The sequence below is a fragment of the Parasphingorhabdus sp. genome (genome assembly GCF_048267785.1).
Classification (GTDB): domain Bacteria; phylum Pseudomonadota; class Alphaproteobacteria; order Sphingomonadales; family Sphingomonadaceae; genus Parasphingorhabdus.
Genome location: NZ_JBLWWU010000004.1, coordinates 91,805 through 110,956, shown reverse-complemented (window position 1 = coordinate 110,956; position 19,152 = coordinate 91,805). Strand labels below are relative to the sequence as shown.

General features: G+C 57.6%; 13 protein-coding genes and 1 tRNA gene. 4 read left to right on the top strand and 10 right to left on the bottom strand.

From position 1 onward, the window contains the following. Nucleotides 1–211: 211 nt before the first annotated feature. The 8 genes from ACN0VD_RS04795 to ACN0VD_RS04760 form a co-directional block, all read right to left on the bottom strand. Complete coding sequence (locus ACN0VD_RS04795; RefSeq protein WP_417592171.1) at nt 212–2,461, bottom strand: TonB-dependent receptor; 2,250 nt, start codon at nt 2,459–2,461, stop codon at nt 212–214. A gap of 173 nt (nt 2,462–2,634) precedes the next feature. Beyond that, entirely contained in the window at nt 2,635–4,209 is a 1,575-nt protein-coding gene (locus ACN0VD_RS04790) for a long-chain-fatty-acid--CoA ligase (protein ID WP_417592169.1), read from the bottom strand. Continuing rightward, nucleotides 4,209–4,943, bottom strand: a complete 735-nt coding sequence (locus ACN0VD_RS04785) for a hypothetical protein (protein WP_417592167.1) — start codon at nt 4,941–4,943, stop codon at nt 4,209–4,211. Before ACN0VD_RS04785 ends, ACN0VD_RS04790 begins: the two co-directional genes overlap by 1 nt. Before the next feature lie 3 nt (nt 4,944–4,946). Next, the gene (locus ACN0VD_RS04780; protein WP_417592165.1) at nt 4,947–7,208 is read right to left on the bottom strand and encodes a hydantoinase B/oxoprolinase family protein; all 2,262 of its coding nucleotides are present in this window, start codon (nt 7,206–7,208) and stop codon (nt 4,947–4,949) included. Then, a complete protein-coding gene (locus tag ACN0VD_RS04775) occupies nt 7,205–9,358 on the bottom strand; it encodes a hydantoinase/oxoprolinase family protein (protein WP_417592163.1) in 2,154 nt (717 codons plus the stop codon). Before ACN0VD_RS04775 ends, ACN0VD_RS04780 begins: the two co-directional genes overlap by 4 nt. Then, entirely contained in the window at nt 9,358–9,768 is a 411-nt protein-coding gene (locus tag ACN0VD_RS04770) for an acetone carboxylase subunit gamma (protein ID WP_417592161.1), read from the bottom strand. Before ACN0VD_RS04770 ends, ACN0VD_RS04775 begins: the two co-directional genes overlap by 1 nt. Nucleotides 9,769–9,770: 2 nt before the next feature. Then, on the bottom strand, nt 9,771–11,645 hold the full coding sequence (locus ACN0VD_RS04765; RefSeq protein ID WP_417592159.1) for a hydantoinase/oxoprolinase family protein: 1,875 nt from the start codon (nt 11,643–11,645) through the stop codon (nt 9,771–9,773). Between the two features lie 111 nt (nt 11,646–11,756). Next, nucleotides 11,757–14,453: a LuxR C-terminal-related transcriptional regulator gene (locus tag ACN0VD_RS04760; protein WP_417592157.1), complete on the bottom strand. Its 2,697-nt coding sequence runs from the start codon at nt 14,451–14,453 to the stop codon at nt 11,757–11,759. Nucleotides 14,454–14,580: 127 nt separating this feature from the next. Between ACN0VD_RS04760 and ACN0VD_RS04755 the strand changes: the two genes are divergently transcribed. Together ACN0VD_RS04755 and ACN0VD_RS04750 are read left to right on the top strand one after the other, a co-directional pair. Continuing rightward, complete coding sequence (locus tag ACN0VD_RS04755; protein WP_417592155.1) at nt 14,581–15,774, top strand: lipid-transfer protein; 1,194 nt, start codon at nt 14,581–14,583, stop codon at nt 15,772–15,774. Between the two features lie 30 nt (nt 15,775–15,804). Continuing rightward, the gene (locus ACN0VD_RS04750; RefSeq protein ID WP_417592153.1) at nt 15,805–16,812 is read left to right on the top strand and encodes an NADP-dependent oxidoreductase; all 1,008 of its coding nucleotides are present in this window, start codon (nt 15,805–15,807) and stop codon (nt 16,810–16,812) included. Nucleotides 16,813–16,871: 59 nt separating this feature from the next. Here the strand turns inward: ACN0VD_RS04750 and ACN0VD_RS04745 are convergent. Further along, nucleotides 16,872–16,959 (bottom strand) — tRNA-Leu (locus tag ACN0VD_RS04745). A 257-nt stretch (nt 16,960–17,216) separates the two neighbouring features. Here ACN0VD_RS04745 and ACN0VD_RS04740 point away from each other — a divergent pair. Further along, nucleotides 17,217–17,462, top strand: a complete 246-nt coding sequence (locus ACN0VD_RS04740; protein ID WP_417592151.1) for a hypothetical protein — start codon at nt 17,217–17,219, stop codon at nt 17,460–17,462. Between the two features lie 18 nt (nt 17,463–17,480). Here ACN0VD_RS04740 and ACN0VD_RS04735 read toward each other — a convergent pair whose 3' ends face one another. Continuing rightward, nucleotides 17,481–18,236: a zinc-ribbon domain-containing protein gene (locus ACN0VD_RS04735; protein ID WP_417592149.1), complete on the bottom strand. Its 756-nt coding sequence runs from the start codon at nt 18,234–18,236 to the stop codon at nt 17,481–17,483. A 198-nt stretch (nt 18,237–18,434) separates the two neighbouring features. Here ACN0VD_RS04735 and ftsE point away from each other — a divergent pair, with 198 nt between their 5' ends. Next, on the top strand, nt 18,435–19,148 hold the full coding sequence (gene ftsE / locus ACN0VD_RS04730) for a cell division ATP-binding protein FtsE (protein ID WP_417592147.1): 714 nt from the start codon (nt 18,435–18,437) through the stop codon (nt 19,146–19,148). The last annotated feature ends 4 nt before the right edge of the window (nt 19,149–19,152 follow it).

Below are 19,152 nucleotides of genomic sequence, written 5' to 3'. Positions count from 1 at the left end.
GCGTTTGCTGCGGGAAACTGCTAAGGGATTTGTCCCGTCGGCTGTTCGATCGAGTTGGTCGATAGTATTGAGAGCGCAAGATTGACGGTGGCCCGGTTGATTGCCTCAAGGGAAAGCATCATCCGGTCGCGCCACTGGGACTGGCTGGCGTGTTAACTGGTGCGAGCAAATGCACTCTGGGTTCAACTATCTTCCTCGAGTTGACGGCTGTCTAAAACCGGTATCCGATGGAAAATCCGTAGGTCCGAGGCGTATTATACCAGACATTCTGATAACCAAAGAGCCCCACTTCTACCACGTCGATGATCTTGACTTCGTCGGTGAGATTTTTAGCCCAAAGCGCTGCTTCGATCGTCTCATCCTTGCTGGTCCAGGCAATTCGGGCGTCGAGATTTACAGTTGCCCCTTCACTGCTGAGTTCCACCAATTCGCGTTCGTCATAGTAGCGATTTCCGGTGTACGTAAAATCGCCTCTGAGCACGAAATCACCGATTTCTGTCGGGATCGTGTAGCGGCCATAAAGATTGAACTGCGTATTCGGCGCGCCGATCAGGCGGTTACCGCTAAGATCTTCGGTCACCCCGGCATTGGTTCGGTTGAAATTCTTATATTCGCTATCCAGAATCCCAAGGCTGCCGCCAACTTCGAAATTGTCCGTTACCAGCGCCTGCAGCTCAAATTCCAGGCCCATGATGCTGGCATCCGAAGCATTCTCGATGAACTGAAGTCCGCCTGCGGTGAAGGTGAATACCTGAAGATCGCTGTAGTCGTAGAGAAAGCTCGTCACATTGAACTGGACCCGGCTGTCGAACAGCGAGGTCCGCAAACCCGCCTCGTAGCTGATCACGATTTCAGGGTCATAGATTTTGAGCGCACCGACCGGATCATTAAATGCGCCGGTGTTGAAGCCACCGCTGGTGAAGCCACGATTGATGCTGACGAAACCCATGATATCATCGCTGAAATCATAGCCCAGGGCGGCCCGGCCCGACCATTCTGTCCAGCTTTCCTGCAAATTGATATCGAATAGCGGCCCGGGTAGCAGATTGTTGCCATTGCGATCGGTGCCAAAACTATTGTGGTCGAGATCACGTTTCTCATGGTTGATGCGGCCACCAAGGGTGAGGTTCAAGTGGTCCGTGATTTCCAGTTCCGCTTGCGCGAAGGCCGCATAGGTGTCGGTTGACTGGACATAATATTGGTCAAAGGCCTCAAGCCCGCCGAGCGCGAAACTGGCGTCGGTGAGATTGTAGAAATTATCAACCTCGCCGCGCTCATGGAAAAGGAAGCCGCCAATCACCCAGCTGAAAGCGTCGTCTGATGGCGAAGATAGCCGCAACTCCTGTGAGATCGACTCAAAGTCTGATGGTCCCCAATTGATCGTGAAAATCGTGCTTGGCGCACCATTGCCTTCTTGCAAGACGCTGCGCTGCGATGTTTCATATCCGGTGACAGACGTCAGCGTATAACCGTCACCGAAGGTGAAATCGCCGACCAGCGACACGCCGAACAGGTCAATGTTCGCGAAAGTGGGACCTTCATAGCTGTTCACATAGGGATCCGGGTTGGGGTCGCGATAGCCAAAAATATCAACGCCCTGCCCGTCAACGATCGCATCGGCGGGAAGTTTCACCATATTGCCCAATGCAAGCTGTGCAGGATCAAAAATGCCGCGGTGGACGCTGTTGTTATGGGTGGTATCGGAACCGCCACCGTGCACATTCAGGCGAATATCGACATCAGAACTCGGCTGCCAGCGCAGGATAGCGCGGGCTGCCCATTGATCGATATTATTGACCTTGTCGCCCGTGCCGAGATCCGTCACATAGCCGTCGCGCCGTTGATAGGTGCCGGCGACGCGCATAGACAGCGTATCCCCCATCGGAACCGTCACCGCACCTTCCGTTTCAAACGCGTCGTAATTCCCGTAGCCGGCGCGGACATAGCCTTCGAGATAGTCTTCGGGCAGTTTCGAATAGACGGAGATCGCGCCACCCGTTGCATTCTTGCCATAAAGCGTTCCCTGCGGACCGCGGAGAACTTCAATCCGTTCCAGATCATACATCTGGAACAGCTGACCGGACGGGGCCGACAGATAGACCTGGTCGAGATAGATCGCGACTTTGCTCTCGGCCGTCTGGTTGAAATTATTATTGCCGATCCCGCGCATGAAGACCTTGGGGCTGGAAGTACCCCAGAGCGCGCTGATATTCAGATTGGGCACTGCGGAGGAGAGATCCTCAACGTCATTAAATCCGCTTTCTTCAATCCGTTGCGAATCCAGCGCAGAGATTGCCAGCGGCACTTCCTGAAGCGATTCTTTGCGGCGCTGGGCGGTTACAATGATCGGACGGATGCCACCAGTTTCTGCTGCTGGCGCTTCCTCGGTTTGGGCATTGGCCGCCACCGGCATGAAAACCATGGCTGTACCGGCCAGAAGTGCTGCGCGAATAGTGCTCATTGCTATAAATCCTCCCTAATAATCCCGGCCCCTGAAAGGGCTCTGTTGCACCGTTTGACGTTGCTCTATTTGTTCATTGAAACAGTGGCGGCAGGAATAACCCACCCCGATGGGTAGGCTTTTGCGATCCATCAGACAGTGCGTGGCACGCTGCCGCATGAATTCATCGGCCGCTATCCGACGGACCTGTCACCATCGCCCCAATAAGGTTTGCGCAATTCCTGTTTCAACACTTTGCCGCTCGCGTTGCGCGGCAGTTCCGGGACGCGGCTGATCCGGCGCGGCACCTTGTACCCGCCCAATTTTGTCCGGCAGAAAGCGATGACCTCATCGGTCGAAAGCTCTGCCCCGGGATCGGTCACGATGACCGCGAGCAAAGCTTCGCCAAATTTCGGGTCGGGGACGCCGATCACCGCTGCATCAATGATTTGGGGATGGTCAAAGAGCGCATTTTCAACCTCGCGCGGATAGATATTCTCGCCGCCGCTGACGACCATGTCCTTGATACGGTCCCGGATATAGAGATAGCCTTCCTTGTCGATTTCACCCGCATCGCCGGTATGCGCCCAATCGTCCTTGAGGAAATCCCTGGTCGCGTCCTCCATCGCCCAATAGCCTGGAACAATTTGTGGTCCGCGCGCCAATATCTGGCCAATCTCGCCGGATCGACAAGGCCTGTCGTCGTCATCAGCAATGCGCATCTCGGTGCCCGGCAAGGCGCGTCCGGCAGCGAGCAATAAATGGCTCTCCCCGGCCAGCGCACGGCGATGTTCGTCAGCGCCCAGCAGAGTGAGGATCGCGGTCGTCTCGGTCAGGCCATAAGCTTGATACACATCGCAACCGAAACAGGAGACGGCCCGGCGCAAAACGTCTTCGGCGATGGGCGAAGCGCCATACATCAGCATCTTGAGCGCCGACCAGTCCCGCCGAGCGATATGAGGCACGTGGGTGAGGCAGGCCTGGATCATTGCGGGGACGAGGAAGGTGAAGGCAACGCGCTCCCGGTCCAGTGTTTCAACCACGTCGGCCGGGTCAAAGTCGGTTTTCAAGATGATCGACATACCGCGTGCGGTGCAGAAGGCCGCGATCCAAACGGCGGCGGCATGATAGAGCGGAGTGACCACCAGAGCAGTGTCACCGGCTTCGGGAAGCCGGGTGATCATGTTTGTTGTCTGGGCGATATTGGCGGCATAATTGGCGTGATTGACGACCACGCCCTTCGGCAGGCCGGTCGTCCCGCTCGTATACATCTGGTAGAAAATATCGTCCGACTGGATGGTGCAGGCCACCGCCGAAGCGTCCTGCTGCTCCAGCCATTCATGATATCCAAGCGCGCCATCCAGCCCGCCATCAAAAGAAATGAACCGCTCGACCGTCGCAAGCTCTGCCGCGATTTCTCTCATTGCCTTATCATAACCCGGCCCGACAAAGACCAGCCTGGCCTCAGCATTGTCGAGAATATACGTCCATTCAGCAGGTGCGAGACGATAGTTGAGCGGGACAGGCACCGCACCGGTCCGCGATGCGGCAAGATACATCAGCCACATATCTGCCGAGTTGCGCGAAAGATAGCCGAACCGGTCGCCCTTATTCAGACCCAGCCCGATCAACCCATTGGCGATCCGGTTCACTGCCACTGCTGCCTCGGCAAAGCTCAGCGCCTGTATGCCATCATCTATGCACATCTGCTCCGGACGGCTGGCAACGTTGAAATCAAACATGTCGTGAAAAAGGAGACCTGATTGCATTATTTCACCTCCATGGTCCGCAAAGAAGCAAGCCGCGCAAGCACAAACTCCGGCTGTGCGTCTGCTGGGACCTGTACCCGGACATGATCGACAGACGGATCAGGCGTGGCATTACCCGAGAATCCTTCGGTGCCGATGGTCTGGCACCCGGTCTTAGCGGTCGCCGAAATCCTGTCCGCAGTCGGGAAACAATAGGTGGCGTTCGCATAGTCCGTATGACCGAGAAGCATGATCGCGCATCCTCCATGTTCGGCGATCCGGAACAATGAGCCTGATTCTGCCAGCCCGCTGTCCACCGGCTCGTCCATGCCGACAATGCCGGATTGAACGGCGGCAACAGCCCGAAGAATATCGCCCAGCGCCATGGACGCGATGTCGAGTGCATCATTGTTCTCGCCCGCAATCGCAGCGGGGCCGGGCAGGACAGGCACAACCTTGGCAGAGCCCGCCGAAACGCTCAGCGCCGTCATTGCCCGCTCGATCGCCTGCAATAATTCGCCGTCACCCACGGCTTCATCCAGCGTCTCTGCGCGTTTTTCACCATCCTTGCCCGCGTCACCAAGATAGCGCTCCAGTAAGGGCGCCAGCGGAAGGAGCAGATAATCTGCGCCCAGCAACTTGATCGCCTCGTCGCAGAATATCCCTATCGAGTCCGGCTGCAGCCATGGGTCCTCGCTGCTGCGCAGCAAACCAACCGCATAGTCATAGGCATCAAGCCATAGCCTCCGCGTCATCGATCAGTCCTGACGCGCTTCGGCGAGTTCACGCTCCAGCTTCGCGATTTTCACCTCAAGCGGGTTGGGCATAACGACCGGCGGATTGACTTGGCCGGCAGGATAATAGCGATCCGGCGATCCGGCATAGACCATCGCTGGGTCTTCCCATGACCCGTAATAGGGAAGGCTTGCGGGCGGAGCATCGGTCACGAAATCGGCGCAATAATCCTCAAACGACATGCTCTCCTCAAGTCGCTCCTTGCGCGCTTCATTGCGGGCCAGACGCGTGGCATCCTCGTCGACGATCCGCGTTTCCGGATCGAACACGACGCGATAGATACGCCAGGCGACATCTTCGGAGACCAGATCTTCCTGGAAATCGCGCATCACCTCTTCCGGGTCGCGTTCCAGCGGATCACCAAAGCCGCCACCGGTTCCCTGCGCGATCATGTACAGCTCGCCGCGTTCGGCCAGCGAATAGGGCATGAACATCGGATGGGTGCTGTATTTTCCGTCCTCAAACGGCTGGTCGTTCATCAGTTCCTCAATTGTATAGCGGAATTGCGAGGGATCGCTCTGCATCGTCTCGAACACATCGACGTTCGAAATCCGGCACAGCGGATAGGTCGGGCAGCCATAGCCGCCAAACAGACCGGGCACGTTGGGGAATTTCGCGCCGATTGCGGTCAGCATGAAGCCCCATACCGGGCTGTCCCGCAGCGCCAGGATCATCTGATAACCCATGCCCCCGCGCTGGCGGCCAAAGCCCTGATTGTCCTTCATCAGTTTCTTGGAGACGAGCTGCACGAAGGGCATTTCTTCTTCCATGAATTCCTGCTCACCCAAATCGGCCATGGTGGCGAAAATCGGTGCACAGCTATGCTGGCCATCCCGATCCGCCAGCGCACCGCCGCCCATGCCGTTGATATCGGCGCAGACATTGCCGACCATCTCGCCATGCTGGGTTACACCGCCAAAGAGGAAGGTGTTGATCATGTTGAACCAGGGCGCGATCACCCGGGTATATTTGTTGGGCACCGAATAGAGATATTTCATCACCGCGACCTGCGCGACGCTCCAGGAGGTGAAGACCGACATCATGCTTTGCGCATTAGGCGTACCAAAATCCGGCTTGATGATAGAGCGCTCATCAAAGATGAACTCAATCGGAGCAAGCACGCCCTGATTGCGAGGCAGATCGGGCCAGATATAGGTCAGAAACAGCTGGGCGAGCATGCCCTTCAGGGTGATGTCGAGCGAATTGTTCGACCTGTTGGTGAATTCGGGCGAAGAGCCCCGATAATCGAAGATCAGTCGGTCACCCTTTTTGGTCAGCGCGAGATTGATCTTGATCATCGCATTCTCGCGTAAAGTACCATCGGTCCACCAGCTGTGGCGGACCGTGCCGTCCGGCCATTCTTTCAGCCGCTTGCGAACCTCGATATCGGTGTCTTCAAGGTTCGAGCGCAGACAGGCAACAATGGCTTCCAAGCCAAATTCGCTGATTGCTTCGTGCATCCTCTGCTCAAGCCGGCGACAGGTGAACATCTTCACCTTCATATCGGCATATTGCAGCTTCGGTTCGCGCACCGAATTTTGCAGAAAGGTCACGATATCCCGCCGCAGCGTGTAATTTTCGGCGACACGGAAAGGCGACATTTTCAGCCCTTCGTCCCACACCTGTTCCGCCATCGACGGCATGCCACCCGGCTCGATCGCGCCATTCTCACCCTCATGGACGGTCGCCCCGACCCAGGCGACAAGCTTCCCTTCCCAGAATACCGGCATCATCATTGATTGGTCGGTATTATGGGCCTGGCCGTAACGAGCATCGTTGACAAGAAAGGCATCGCCCTCGCGCACGCCGACCGTCGGTTCGTTTGTCCAATATTTGTTAATGAACTTGATCGGATATTGAACAAGGTTGCAGAAAATGACGACGCCGCCGGTGCTGGCCAGGCTGAGATCGCCGCTCGCGGTAAAGATAGCCGAGACGCAATCGCCCCATTTGGCCCCCGGTGCCGCGCCCATGCTTTCCAGCATGTCGAAGCTTTCATTCGCACCAGCAAGCAAACGTTCGCGGACGATTTCCAGCCGCGCCGGATCCGTCTCTGCGGCTAGGCTTTCGTCCTCAAGTGCAGTCCGCTCCTCTATACCATGATTGTTCATGATCAGCGGATCGGGAGCCAGAAACAGGCTGGTGTCGCGCAAAAACTCGCTGACGCCTTCATCCCCGGTTTCGGGTGTTTCGCCGCTCTGCGGTTCGTTCGGGTTGACGGTCATTCTGCTTCTCCAACTATGTCCTGGCGCTCAAGCCAGCCTGCGCCATATTCGCCGACCGATAGCCGCCAGCCTGGTTCGACCAGAAAAGTGGTCGATTCAGAAATGACGACGGATGGCCCTTCTACCAAATGACCGGGTTCCAGCGATTCAAGCCGATAAAATCCGGTCTCGATCGGCTCATCGTAACCGATGAAATGGCAGGTTTTCTTCTCCACGGGTTCAGGTGCAGGGCGCAATCTATTCGGGTCCGGCAGCACTTTTGAGAATGCCAGCTTTGGCGCCCGGACGAAACTGGCTACACGCACCGTGTTGATCCGGATGCCCGCTTCCGGAGCCTGACTGCCTTCGCCAAAGCGTTTGCCATAATCACGGCCAAACAGTGCGATCAGCTCCAGCAATTCGCTGCTGTGCGTGATGCGATTCTGGCCGACAACAACGGCGGTCTGGGCGAGCTGGTTACCGTACCGCATATCGAGTTCGAGCCGATGCTCAATCTCGACATCGCCATAGCCTTGGCGCTCAAGATCCAGACGACCGCGCTCTTCCAACTGTTCGACAATGGCGTTGAAACCATCAAAATCGGACATCAGCTCGCGTGTGACGCTGTCATAGATTTGCTGATAGACGGAGCGTTCATGGATATGGAGCTGGTCCATATTGCCCGCGCCGACGGCCGAAAAAATGGCGCTGAACGGCGGTACCAGAACCTTTTTTATACCGATGGCATCAGCGATGCCACAGGCATGCAATGCACCATTGCCACCATAGGCCAGCAAGGTAAAATTGGCCGGCTCATAGCCTCTGGCACGCAATTCCTGCGCAATGCCGTTGGCCATGTCATTATCCACCTTCTGCTTGACCAATTTGGCTGCAGCCACCGCATCAATATCGAGCGGTTTGCCGATATTGCGCTGGAACATATTGGTTGCGCGCTTCTCGCTCAGCGCAATCTGCCCGCCGGCATAATTGTCCGGCTCGAGATAGCCGAGCACCAGATCGGCATCGGTCACCGTCACATCGCGGCCGCCCTTGTCATAGCAGGCCGGGCCCGGGTCAGACCCCGCGCTTTCCGGCCCGACTGCGACCGTTCGGCGCAACCGGTCGTAGCGCGCGACAGAACCGCCGCCAGCGCCCAGCGTCACCAGATGAACCATCGGGATATTGACCATCCAGCGATCAATCACCGGATTGAAATCGTAGAATTTCACCCCGCCCTCGACCACCAGACCGATATCAAAGGACGTGCCGCCCATATCGCTGCACACGACATTGCCGAGATCTGTCTCAGCGGCAAGATGTTCCGAGGCACCGATTCCGGCGACCGGTCCCGAGTGCAGTGTCTGCAGCGCATCCGTTGAATTCAGCTGCGCCATGCCACCGGAATTATGGACGACCTGCATCGGTCGTTCATGTCCGTTGTCGCGCAGGTTCAGTTCGAGCGTTGAAAGACCAAGATACATAGCCTTGTGCAGAAAAGCATCGACAATGGCGGACGAGGTTCGCGCATATTCGCCCTTTCGGCCTGCCACGAGATGGGCAAGAATGATCGGTGCAGACCCAAGCATATGTTCCGGATATTCGCTGCGGATCAGTTCCTCGACGCGCAGTTCATGAGCCGGATTGACGACCGAATTTACGAGACTGACGACAAAAGCCTGCGCCCCGCGATCAACGAGCTTGCGTACCTGGGCACGGACATCTTCCTCGTCCAAGGCCATGATGACCTCGCCCTTTTCCGACAGACGTTCACGAACACCGGCGATCAGCGGGATCGGCACGATCGGCTCGGGTCGCTGCGCCATCGGCAGATCCTTGCGATAACGATCTGGCAGGCCTTCACCATAGCCACGGCCACGACTCAGTGGAACGCTGCTTTCAAAGCCTGCGGTCGTGATGACACCGATGGTGGGCCCGCGGCGCTCGATCAGTGCGTTGGTGCCGAGGGTTGTCGCATAACGAACGCTGTCCACCTCGCCCATCACCTGGTCAAGGGTGAGGTCGAGCTGTTCAATCGCTTGCCCCAGCGCCGCGTTAAAGCCGAGCGCAAGATTCTGATGCGTGGTAAGCGCCTTGGCAGATACATAATGCTCGCCCCAGACGAGGAAGCAATCGGTGAAGGTGCCGCCGATATCGACCGAAACCCGCTCCATTATTCGCCCCCCTTGCGATGGTGATGCTGTGGAGGGACGAACGCCGGGCCAATGGCTGGTTCAGCCAGCGCTTCGCGGTCGGCCCATTGCGCTTTCAACGCGTCTATATCGAGTTCGATATCATAAGCAGGCGGATGGCCGGGCGGCAGATACTCCACTTCCATCTGACGTGCGCAATGCGGGCAATAATATTCAACGATGCGCGTCCATTCAGGATCGGGCGCAAATGTGAATTCATAGCGATTCTTGTCGATGATCGGCGCATGAATATCCTGCGGGTCGCGCGGACGCACGCGCAAGAAGGACTTGTAATTTTCCCGCGCCGAACCAAGTTCGGCCTCGCAGCCCCGGCATTGCCAGACCTCTTTGTCGAGATCGATGACAAGCGCGTCCGTGATAAAAATATGCATATTCAGGCTCCCTTGCGCTCAATGAGTAGGTCGTAATTGCCGGTAATGGTGAAATGCCAGCCGGGGCGTATCCAGGCGGTGAAAAATTGCTCTTCGACAAGACAGGGCCCGGCTGCGCCCGCTCCCGCTTCAAGTTCTTCCAGTCGATACAGCGGCATCCCGCCCATTGCGTCGCGGGTGTTTACACTGGTCGCATCATGACCTTGATCGCCAGACACGGCACCAAGGCTAAAGGATGGCATGTCGCATACGACGTTCATCTCGACAAAACCGGCCACATCTGCGGGAACGGCGGTTAGTGGCAGTGTTATCGCATCATCCCCTTCACCAACCACTGCCTGCCATTCGATCTGACAATCTTGCAGCTCAAAGCCTTCGCTTTCCATCGCGCGACCCGCTTGCTCTTCCAGCACCCGTTTTGCTTCATCCACTGAATCGGCGCTAAACGCCGAAACGGCCTGACTATGGGTGTGCCTGATTGGGCTGAACCCGATCCCGAATGCGCTGAACACAGCGGCAAACCGCGGCACAAGAACGCGATTGATTCCGGCCTTTTCAGCGATACCACAGGCACTCATCGGCCCGGCACCGCCAAAGGCGAGCATCGCATCCAGCGCATTCTCGCCTGACAAGCCGGTAATGGCATTTGCGACCTTCGCCTCATAGGCATCAATCGCAGCCACAATCGCCGCATCCATATCCATGTCGAGCGGATCAGCAATATGGGTGCGTATGGCGCTTTTCGCACGCTCCACATCGAGCGCGAGCTTGCCTCCAAAGAAACTGTCAGGATCGAGGATGCCCGCGAGTAACATGATATCGGTAAGCGTCGCATTGGTGCCGCCCCGGCCAAAACAGGCCGGCCCCGGCAATGCCCCCATGCTTTCCGGCCCAACCCGAATCGCGCCTTCAACAACGCGAAGTATCGAGCCGCCGCCCGCGGCGACGCTCGGCACATCAGCCAGCGGAAATGCAATGGGTGCGCCTTCGACATCACCAAAACGATGTTCAGCCACCTTGCCATTTTCGAACAGGGCGAAATCGGTCGTGGTCCCGCCAATGTCGATCGAGGCGAAACGGTCAAAACCATAATGGCCTGCCAAAATTGCCGCCCCGACAGCGCCACCGCGTGGACCGGACGAATAGGTGTGCAGCGCGATGGTCCGCGAAACACGGGTCGACCCGCCATCATTGCGAAATACGAGCAAAGGATTGCGGGTTCTATGCTGGCGCAACCGATCTTCGGCATGATGCAAAAACTGCTCCATCGACGGATGGAGAAAGGCGTTAATCAGGCCCGACCAGATACGACGTTCCGACGATGCCCCGGGTGCGAGGTCGGTCGAGAAGAGCAAGGGAACAGCGCCGAGTAAATGGCGGGGGAAAGCGGTGTAGAGCAAACGCCGCAAGTCGCCTTCGTCTCGCGCTGCGCTTGCGCCATCGAGACATAGGACCAGTCGGCTCGCACCCTGGGCGATCAGCGTGCGGACAGCCTGGATAACTTCGGTATCCGTTGCTTCGCCCAATAAAGCGACCCGGTTTCCAACCATTGCTTCAAAAAGATCCGGGGCCGATGTCTTGGCTGCATCAATCTGCGCATCGTTGGACACCAGCAACCCAATGCGCGGCCCCTTGCGCTGGACAATCGCGTTGGTGCCCTGCGTTGTGGAATAGCGCAAATGATCAATTGACGCGATCAGACGGGTTAGATCGTCCTTCTGACCAAGCTGCTCGCCCAGCGCCTGAAGACCATTCATCAGACATTCGGTAAGATCATGCGGCGTTGTGAGGGTTTTGGCGTGAACCACCTTTTCCCCATCAAAAGCACAGATGTCAGTTAATGTACCGCCATTGTCGATATTGACCAGCAGACCCATGCACTCATCCTCCCTTGCGGCTCCGGTGAGTCATCCCACCCTTTTTGCCGTTCGAGAGAATATCTAGGCTCAAGCCATTACCCCCACCCCACCCGAGTGGGTAGGTTTCGCTTATTCGATCAATTTGAAATGCCGGACGGCCTGAACCGCCTGCATGCGATTGCTGACATCGAGCTTGGCAAAAACGTTCCGCAGGTGAAACTTGACGGTATTCTGCGAGACCGCCAGCCGGTCGGCAAGATCCTTGTTCGAATAGCCCTTGGCCAGGAAACGCAGGATATCTATCTCGCGCGGGGTCAGATTTTCGTGCGGCTGCGCGAGCGCCCTGGCTTCCTCTTCGTCCGGGCCGGAAATAGTGACCTCTTCGCTGGCTCCGCCTTCCGCCGCTTTGACGAGCAGCTTTACATAGCGTGCGACGTCATCCACAGCCCAATCAGGATCATGAGTGAAATTATCGTTCGCCAAATGATTGAGCATGCGGATGGCAGCAGGCCCTTCATCAAGGAAAATGCGGTACATTCGGGCCGGCGCGGCGAGGGAAACGGTCTCCATCATCACGCGTCTGGCATGGCCGAGCTGTCCATCTCTCTCCAGACTGATCGCCAACAATGTCTTGAGGCGGATTAGCCGGCGAACCCTGTGTCTTACAGTGGCAGTGCGAATCTCCGACTGGATCATCGCACGCGCTTCGGCATGGTCGCCTTTGTGAACCAGTAAGCGTATATAGGTGATGCGCTGCACCTCAAGCTCACCGCTGGAATAAATCAGTTGGCCCTCGGTCGGTAGCCGTGCCTCGGAACCCAGCGCCCTAAAACGCCTTTCAGCCGTACTGATATCGCCGTCCAACACGGCTTCGCGAACCAGTTCCGCCCGTCCGCAATCGACAAGCCGGCTCAAGCCATATTTATGGCCCGAATCGATCAGATATTCATAGAGTTCATGCGCATATTCAGACCTGCCTTTCAGCTTGGCGATCCGGGCCAGCGTTACAACCCCTGAACAGAGCGGATCGACAATACACTGCTGCTGGATCAACGGAAGATAGTCGGTGATCACCCGTCTCGCCTCTTCTATCTCGTTGCGCTCATATAAGGCGTCGCCCAGTGGCGCGGCGACGACGCCACCTGCCATGATGCCGCCTGGCCCTTCGATATCCAGCTCCCGCAAGGCCCGGCGCAGATCATCGATCGCTTCACCCAGCAGACCTTCGGAAATTTTGAGACTCGCATGGATGGCGTTCGCATAAGACCGTCCGAAATAATTGCGCGCCTTTTCGTGGAGCGGACGGGCACGCAGCAGCAATTCGTGCGCTTCCGGGAATTGACTCTGCGCACCGAGCAGAAACGCATGAGCGTTAAAGGCCACCGCCTTTGAAAAGGATTGGTCATCGTCGAGACACTTCTCTGCAGCCCGAGCCCGTTCTCCCATCTCGACAACCCGGTCCTCGGCCGCCAGAACGAAACATCGGCGAACCTCCAGCTCCGCCGCTGCAACGATATCCTCTTCGGACTCGGCAAGCGCTGCTTCGCAATGATTAAGAAGTCGATGGGCCTTGGTGAACTGGCGGCGGAAGCCATAAGCGATTACCGCCGCATTGAGCAGTTTGGTGCTGCCGAGCAGGACATGCTGGTCAAGCTGTTCGAACAGCGAGACCAATAGCCCCAACCGCTCCTCCCGCACAAGCTGATCGGCGACTTCCTCGAGGCAGGCAGCAGCGCTGTCCTGCCGCCCAGCCGCAAGATAGTGGCTGATCGCAACCTCGCGCATATCCTCCGCCGCGAACCAGTCTGCAATCCTGACATGACGCTCCGTCAATACGTCCGGGCTGTTTTCCTGCCGTACCTGGGTTCGCAGAAAATCGCCGAAAAGCGGGTGAAAGCGGAACCAGTGCCGGTCGCCGTCAACCGGATCGAGGAACAACCCTCCGTCAGACAAGCGATTAAGCAGGGCGCGGCCTCCCGTGCCGCCCAGCTTGTGATCAACCAATTCTGCACAGAGCCGATCGGCCAGGCAGATGCCCAACAACGCTTTACGCGTTTCGGCATTTTGCAGAAGAAAGACTTCCTGAGCTAGATACTCGACCACCTCTGGCGTCATACCGCTCCGCAGCGCCTTTGCGGCACCCTGTTTCTGTGAGGCGAGCGAGAGGTTGATAAACTGGAGCGCCGCGGGCCACCCGTCAATACTGCTATGCAGTTCGCGCACTTCTTCGAGTCCCAATCGGCAGCGCTCGGACAGAAACTGATAGGACTCGCCCAGATCAAAGCGCAAATCGATGCTGCCCAGAACAATGGCCCGTCCCGATAGTTTGAGCCGGGCGCTGGAGAGATTGGGCATCGTCCGCGTTGCAACCGCGATCCGCTTGCCCGGCGATAGTTGTTCGATAATTTGTTCAAGCAGCGCGTCTGCCTGACCATGGGCAAACTGGTCATACTCATCCAGCAGCAACAAAGCGGGGCCATTGATGGCGGAAATCAGTGCAGGAATATCGCGGGTTGTACGCCGCAGCTTTCCGCCGGTGTCCTCGATCAAGCGCTCGCAGGTCCGGATGAACATCTGCACAAAGCGCGACAAATCACCGTCCTGAGAAACGGGGGTGATCCAACCGACTGATCCGCCATCATCGACTTCGACCGCTGCCAATTGTCGCAACAACGTCGACTTTCCATAACCGGCTGGCGCCTGCGCCAGAATCAGTTGCGCACTGCTCGACTGGATACGATCAAGAAGACTTTCCCGCCGCAGATCCACCAGTCCACTCTCCATTTCCGGCCAATTTTTGCCGATTGCGTTTTCGCTCCCACCCATTTTAGCGGCCAATCCGATTTTAACCCCACCCTTTTGGGTGGTGTGAAGACTTAGGGCCGGCCGCAGTTACAGGTCAAGGTCGCCAGAGAGCTCGGCCAGAGTGTAGAACGACAATTTGCAGGAGAGCATGATGTCCCGCTCCGTGATCATTGCCGGTGTAGCAATGACCCCATTTGCCACTCCCGGCAAAGCCCGTAATTATCGGGCGATGGCGACCGACGCTGTGGCTGATGTGCTGACGGACGCCGGCATCACTTATTCATCGATCGAGCACGCCTATGTCGGTTATGTCTATGGCGACAGCACCTCCGGCCAGGCCGCACTCTATCCGAGCGGATTGAGCGGAATCCCGATCGTCAACGTCAATAATAATTGCGCGACCGGTTCGACTGCCCTTTGGCTTGCCCGTCAGGCGATTGCCAGTGGCGCAGCAGATTGCGTTCTCGCACTGGGTTTCGAACAGATGAAGCGTGGCGCTTTGGCCACTGTTTATGATGACCGGCCCGATCCGTTGGGCGATTTCCTTGATACATGCGAATCCCGGATGGGCGCGTCCGACAGCCCGATGGCGTTGCGTCTGTTTGGGGGCGCTGCTCTGGAATATCAGGAGCTATACGGCGCGGAAGACCACACTTTTGCGCTAATTGCCGAAAAGGCCCGTCGCCATGCGGCGAATAATTCGCTTGCCGTTTTCCGGGAAGCCCTGTCCGCCGACGCGATTCTGGAATCGCCTCATATGTATGGCCCCCTCACGCGGCTGCAATGCTGTCCGCCCACCTGCGGTGCCGCGGCTGCGATTCTATGCAGCGAGGCTTTCGCGGCCTGCCATGGAATTGGCTCCGACATCGTCATTGCTGGCCAAGCAATGACGACAGACCGGCCTGATTCCTTCGACGGCGAAAATCTTGCCGCAACGGTTGGTGCAACCATGTCGCGCAACGCTGCGAACCAGGTGTATGAAGCGGCGGGGATTGGTCCGGACGATCTCGATGTGGTGGAACTACATGACTGTTTCACCGCCAACGAGCTGCTGAGCTATGAATCGCTGGGGCTGACCGGCATCGGCACGGCGGAGCAATTCATCCGCGACGGCGACAACAGCTATGGCGGAAAAGTGGTCACCAATCCCTCCGGCGGCCTGCTATCCAAGGGCCACCCGCTGGGTGCCACTGGCCTCGCCCAATGTTTCGAGCTAACCACACAATTGCGCGGCGGCGCGGGTGCACGGCAGGTCGAGGGTGCGCGTCTGGCGCTGCAGCACAATATCGGATTGGGCGGCGCCTGTGTCGTCACATTATATGAAAACCGGGCCGGGCGTTAAAGCCCGTCCCATAGGATCTGGAGAGTAAAGATGAGCGGAAAAACCGCCCGGCGCTGGTATTTCAACCGACGCCCCGAAGAGATGATCGAAGACGATACGCTGGTCCTGCGCGAAGAGCCGCTTCCCGCACTGGAAGACGGCCAGTTCCTCTTTCGCACGCTCTATCTCTCGCTTGATGCGACCAACCGGGTCTGGCTCAGCGATTGGGACATTTACATGGAGCCAGTGCGCATTGGCGAGCCCATGCGCGGCTTCGTGTTCGGCGAAATTGTCGAGAGCAGAAATCCAGACTTCCCGGTAGGTGCGCATACAGCCGGGCTGCACAGCTGGTCTGACTATATCGTCACCGATGGCGCCGGATTTTCCGTATTCCCGTCTCTTGATGGCATCGATCTTGCCGAAGCCTTTGCGATCCTCAGTGTCGCCGGGCCGACGGCCTATGTTGGCCTTCACGATATCGGAAATCTGAAAAGCGGCGATACAGTCGTGGTCAGTGGCGCCGCGGGGGCAGTCGGCACGATGGTTGGCCAGATTGCCAAGAACGAAGGATGTAGAGTCATCGGCATCGCGGGAAGCGATGACAAATGTGCGATGCTGACCGACGATCTCGGTTTTGACGGCGCGATCAACTATAAAAGCGAAAATGTGACCGAGCGATTGGGCGTGCTCTGCCCCGAGGGAATCGACCTGTGCTTTGAAAATGTGGGCGGCGACATACTGGACGCGTCCCTGACCCATATGAAGGATTTCGGCCATGTCGTGATCTGCGGACTGATTTCATCCTATAACAGCAACGAACCGATACCCGGCCCTTACATGTTTCGCAATCTCATCATGCGGCGGCTCACCGTTCGCGGTTTTGTGATCCTTGACCATGAAGATCGTTTCCCGGACGCCATAGCCGTGCTTGCCGGATGGCTTGCCGAGGGAAAGCTGACCATGCCCCTCCATATTGTTGATGGACTTGAAGCGGCGCCCAAAGCACTCAACCTGCTCTATACGGGCGGCAATACGGGCAAGCTGCTGGTCAGGATCTAGCGCGACTGCAAGCGTTATCTGCCCGAAGGCAAAATTATAAATGATTGTCAGACCGTAAATGGTGCGGTCGAGAAGACTCGAACTTCCACGGGATATTATCCCACAGCGACCTCAACGCTGCGCGTCTACCAATTCCGCCACGACCGCACTGTCACTAGCTGGGGACAGCTTGTCCCGGGTAGGCGCGTGCCCTTAGCAAAGGGGGTAGGCAGCCGCAACAGATATTCGTTGTCGCGCGATTTTGGTGTTAACCGGCGTCGTGATTTTGTCTCGTAACCGTACAATCCTGGCTATCGCACCCTTTTTTCCCGGACAAGCGCCGCCAGATAGCGCCGTTAACCTTCTATTTACCTTGCTCATTCCCGCTCTGGTCGCCTTTATTCTGGCCCATGGACAGTCTGCTTGTGATTTTTCTTCTGCTTGGTGCGGTACCCGATGGGCCATCCCCAGTTCCGTCCGGCCCCGGGGCCCGCGTACAGGCCATGGCGAGCGCCCGAATCCTGCAAGGCGAAGAGATATATTTCGGAAGGCCCGCGAGCCGGGACATCGGGAAGGCCAGCGGCGGGAACTTCCTGATCGCGCCGATCCGGTCTGCGGGCGAGATTGCCAGCGAGGATGGTCAGAAAATCCAGCTCGAGGAATTTCACTGATCCGCTCGGACAGCGGGACTATTCCCTTATCTTGTCTGCCCATCCGACTTCGAGCTGGCTGGCGGAGCGGGGCACATCAAGCTTGGCTTCGTTGAAATTTATCTTTGCGCCGGGAGCCAGCGATCCCGCCGGCGCCTTCATTTTCCAGCTATAGACAATCCGGCCGCTGGCATCGCGCAGGATTACCAGCATTGGTGGCACGGTCTGGTCGCTTGTCGTCGGGTTTATGATCGTCCCGCTGGCGGCAAAATATTCGGTGCCGTCCGGCAGCGTGCGGCGGTCCTGCTTCTGGCTCAGTTCGATGAGCAGCGGCGTTTCTTCGACCGAGGCAAATTGATAGCCGGACATCCATTGCGGCGTACCGAACATGTAAAGCGCAGCCCCCGATGCCAGTATGACCGCGGCGAAGGCAAAGGCGGCGATGGTCCATAATTTTGCCGGATTCCGGCGCGGCTTGAACGGCGGCTCGTGTGCAAAACTGCTCGCTTCTTCGCCATAATCGGGCGTAACCGAAATGGGCGGCGGTGGTGCCGATCGGGTGACCGGAGAGGCTGGCGGCGCGGCCTCCCAATTTTCGTCCGTAGCCGGCTTTGCTTTGATCGCGGGGGCGGCCGGACTGGTGACGTCGGCTGTGACCAGTTCCTTTTCCAGAATCGGGGCCTCCTGAAACCAGCTATGGCGACAGGACGCACAGCGCACCGAACGGCCATTAAGCCCAATGGCGCTGTCGGGCACGAGATAACGGGTTTTACAAGCTGGGCAATTCAAAATCATGACTTTACCTCTAAACACGCCATGACGGCAAACTGCAAGTGGCTGCATCGTTGATTTGAGACCGAAGCCTTTTTTTTCGCGTTTTCCCGCAAAATAGAGCCTTGCCGAGGATAGCGGAGTTGATTTGGAACCTATTCCCGGCCTATTGGTCGCGGGGCCAGACAATATTTGGCCAGGATATTGGAATATAGCATATAAATGGACGAAATTGTTCGCTTTGAAAATGTCGGTCTGCGCTACGGTGCGGGCGTAGAAACCTTGGCCGATCTCAATTTCACCCTTTATCCGGGCAGCTTTTATTTCCTCACCGGTGCGTCGGGCGCGGGTAAGACATCGCTGCTCAAACTGCTCTATCTGTCGCAGCGCCCCAGCCGCGGCGTGATCCGGCTGTTCGGCGAAGATGCCGTCACCATGCCGCGCGAGCGCCTGCCCGGTTTCCGGCGCAGGATCGGGGTGGTTTTTCAGGATTTCCGTCTCGTTCCGCACCTCTCAGCGTTTGACAATATTGCGCTTCCCTTGCGGGTTGCCGGTGTCCGGGAGAAAGATCTCGAAACCCCGGTAGCAGAAATGCTCGACTGGGTCGGTCTGGGCGATCGCGCATCGGCGCGACCGGCAACGCTTTCGGGCGGGGAACAGCAGCGGGTGGCGATCGCCCGGGCGGTGATCGGAAGACCGGAAATATTGGTCGCGGACGAACCGACCGGAAATGTCGATCCCGAGATGGCGGTCCGCCTCCTGCAATTGTTCGAGGCGCTCAATACGCTCGGCACTACCATCGTCGTGGCGACCCACGACATCCACTTGCTCAGCAAAATACCCGGAGCCCAGATGATGCGGCTGGAGAAAGGCATGCTCGCGGACCCGACAGGGTCGCTGCGTCATCCCCCGCGTCCTGCCGAGCAGACGCAATAGGGCG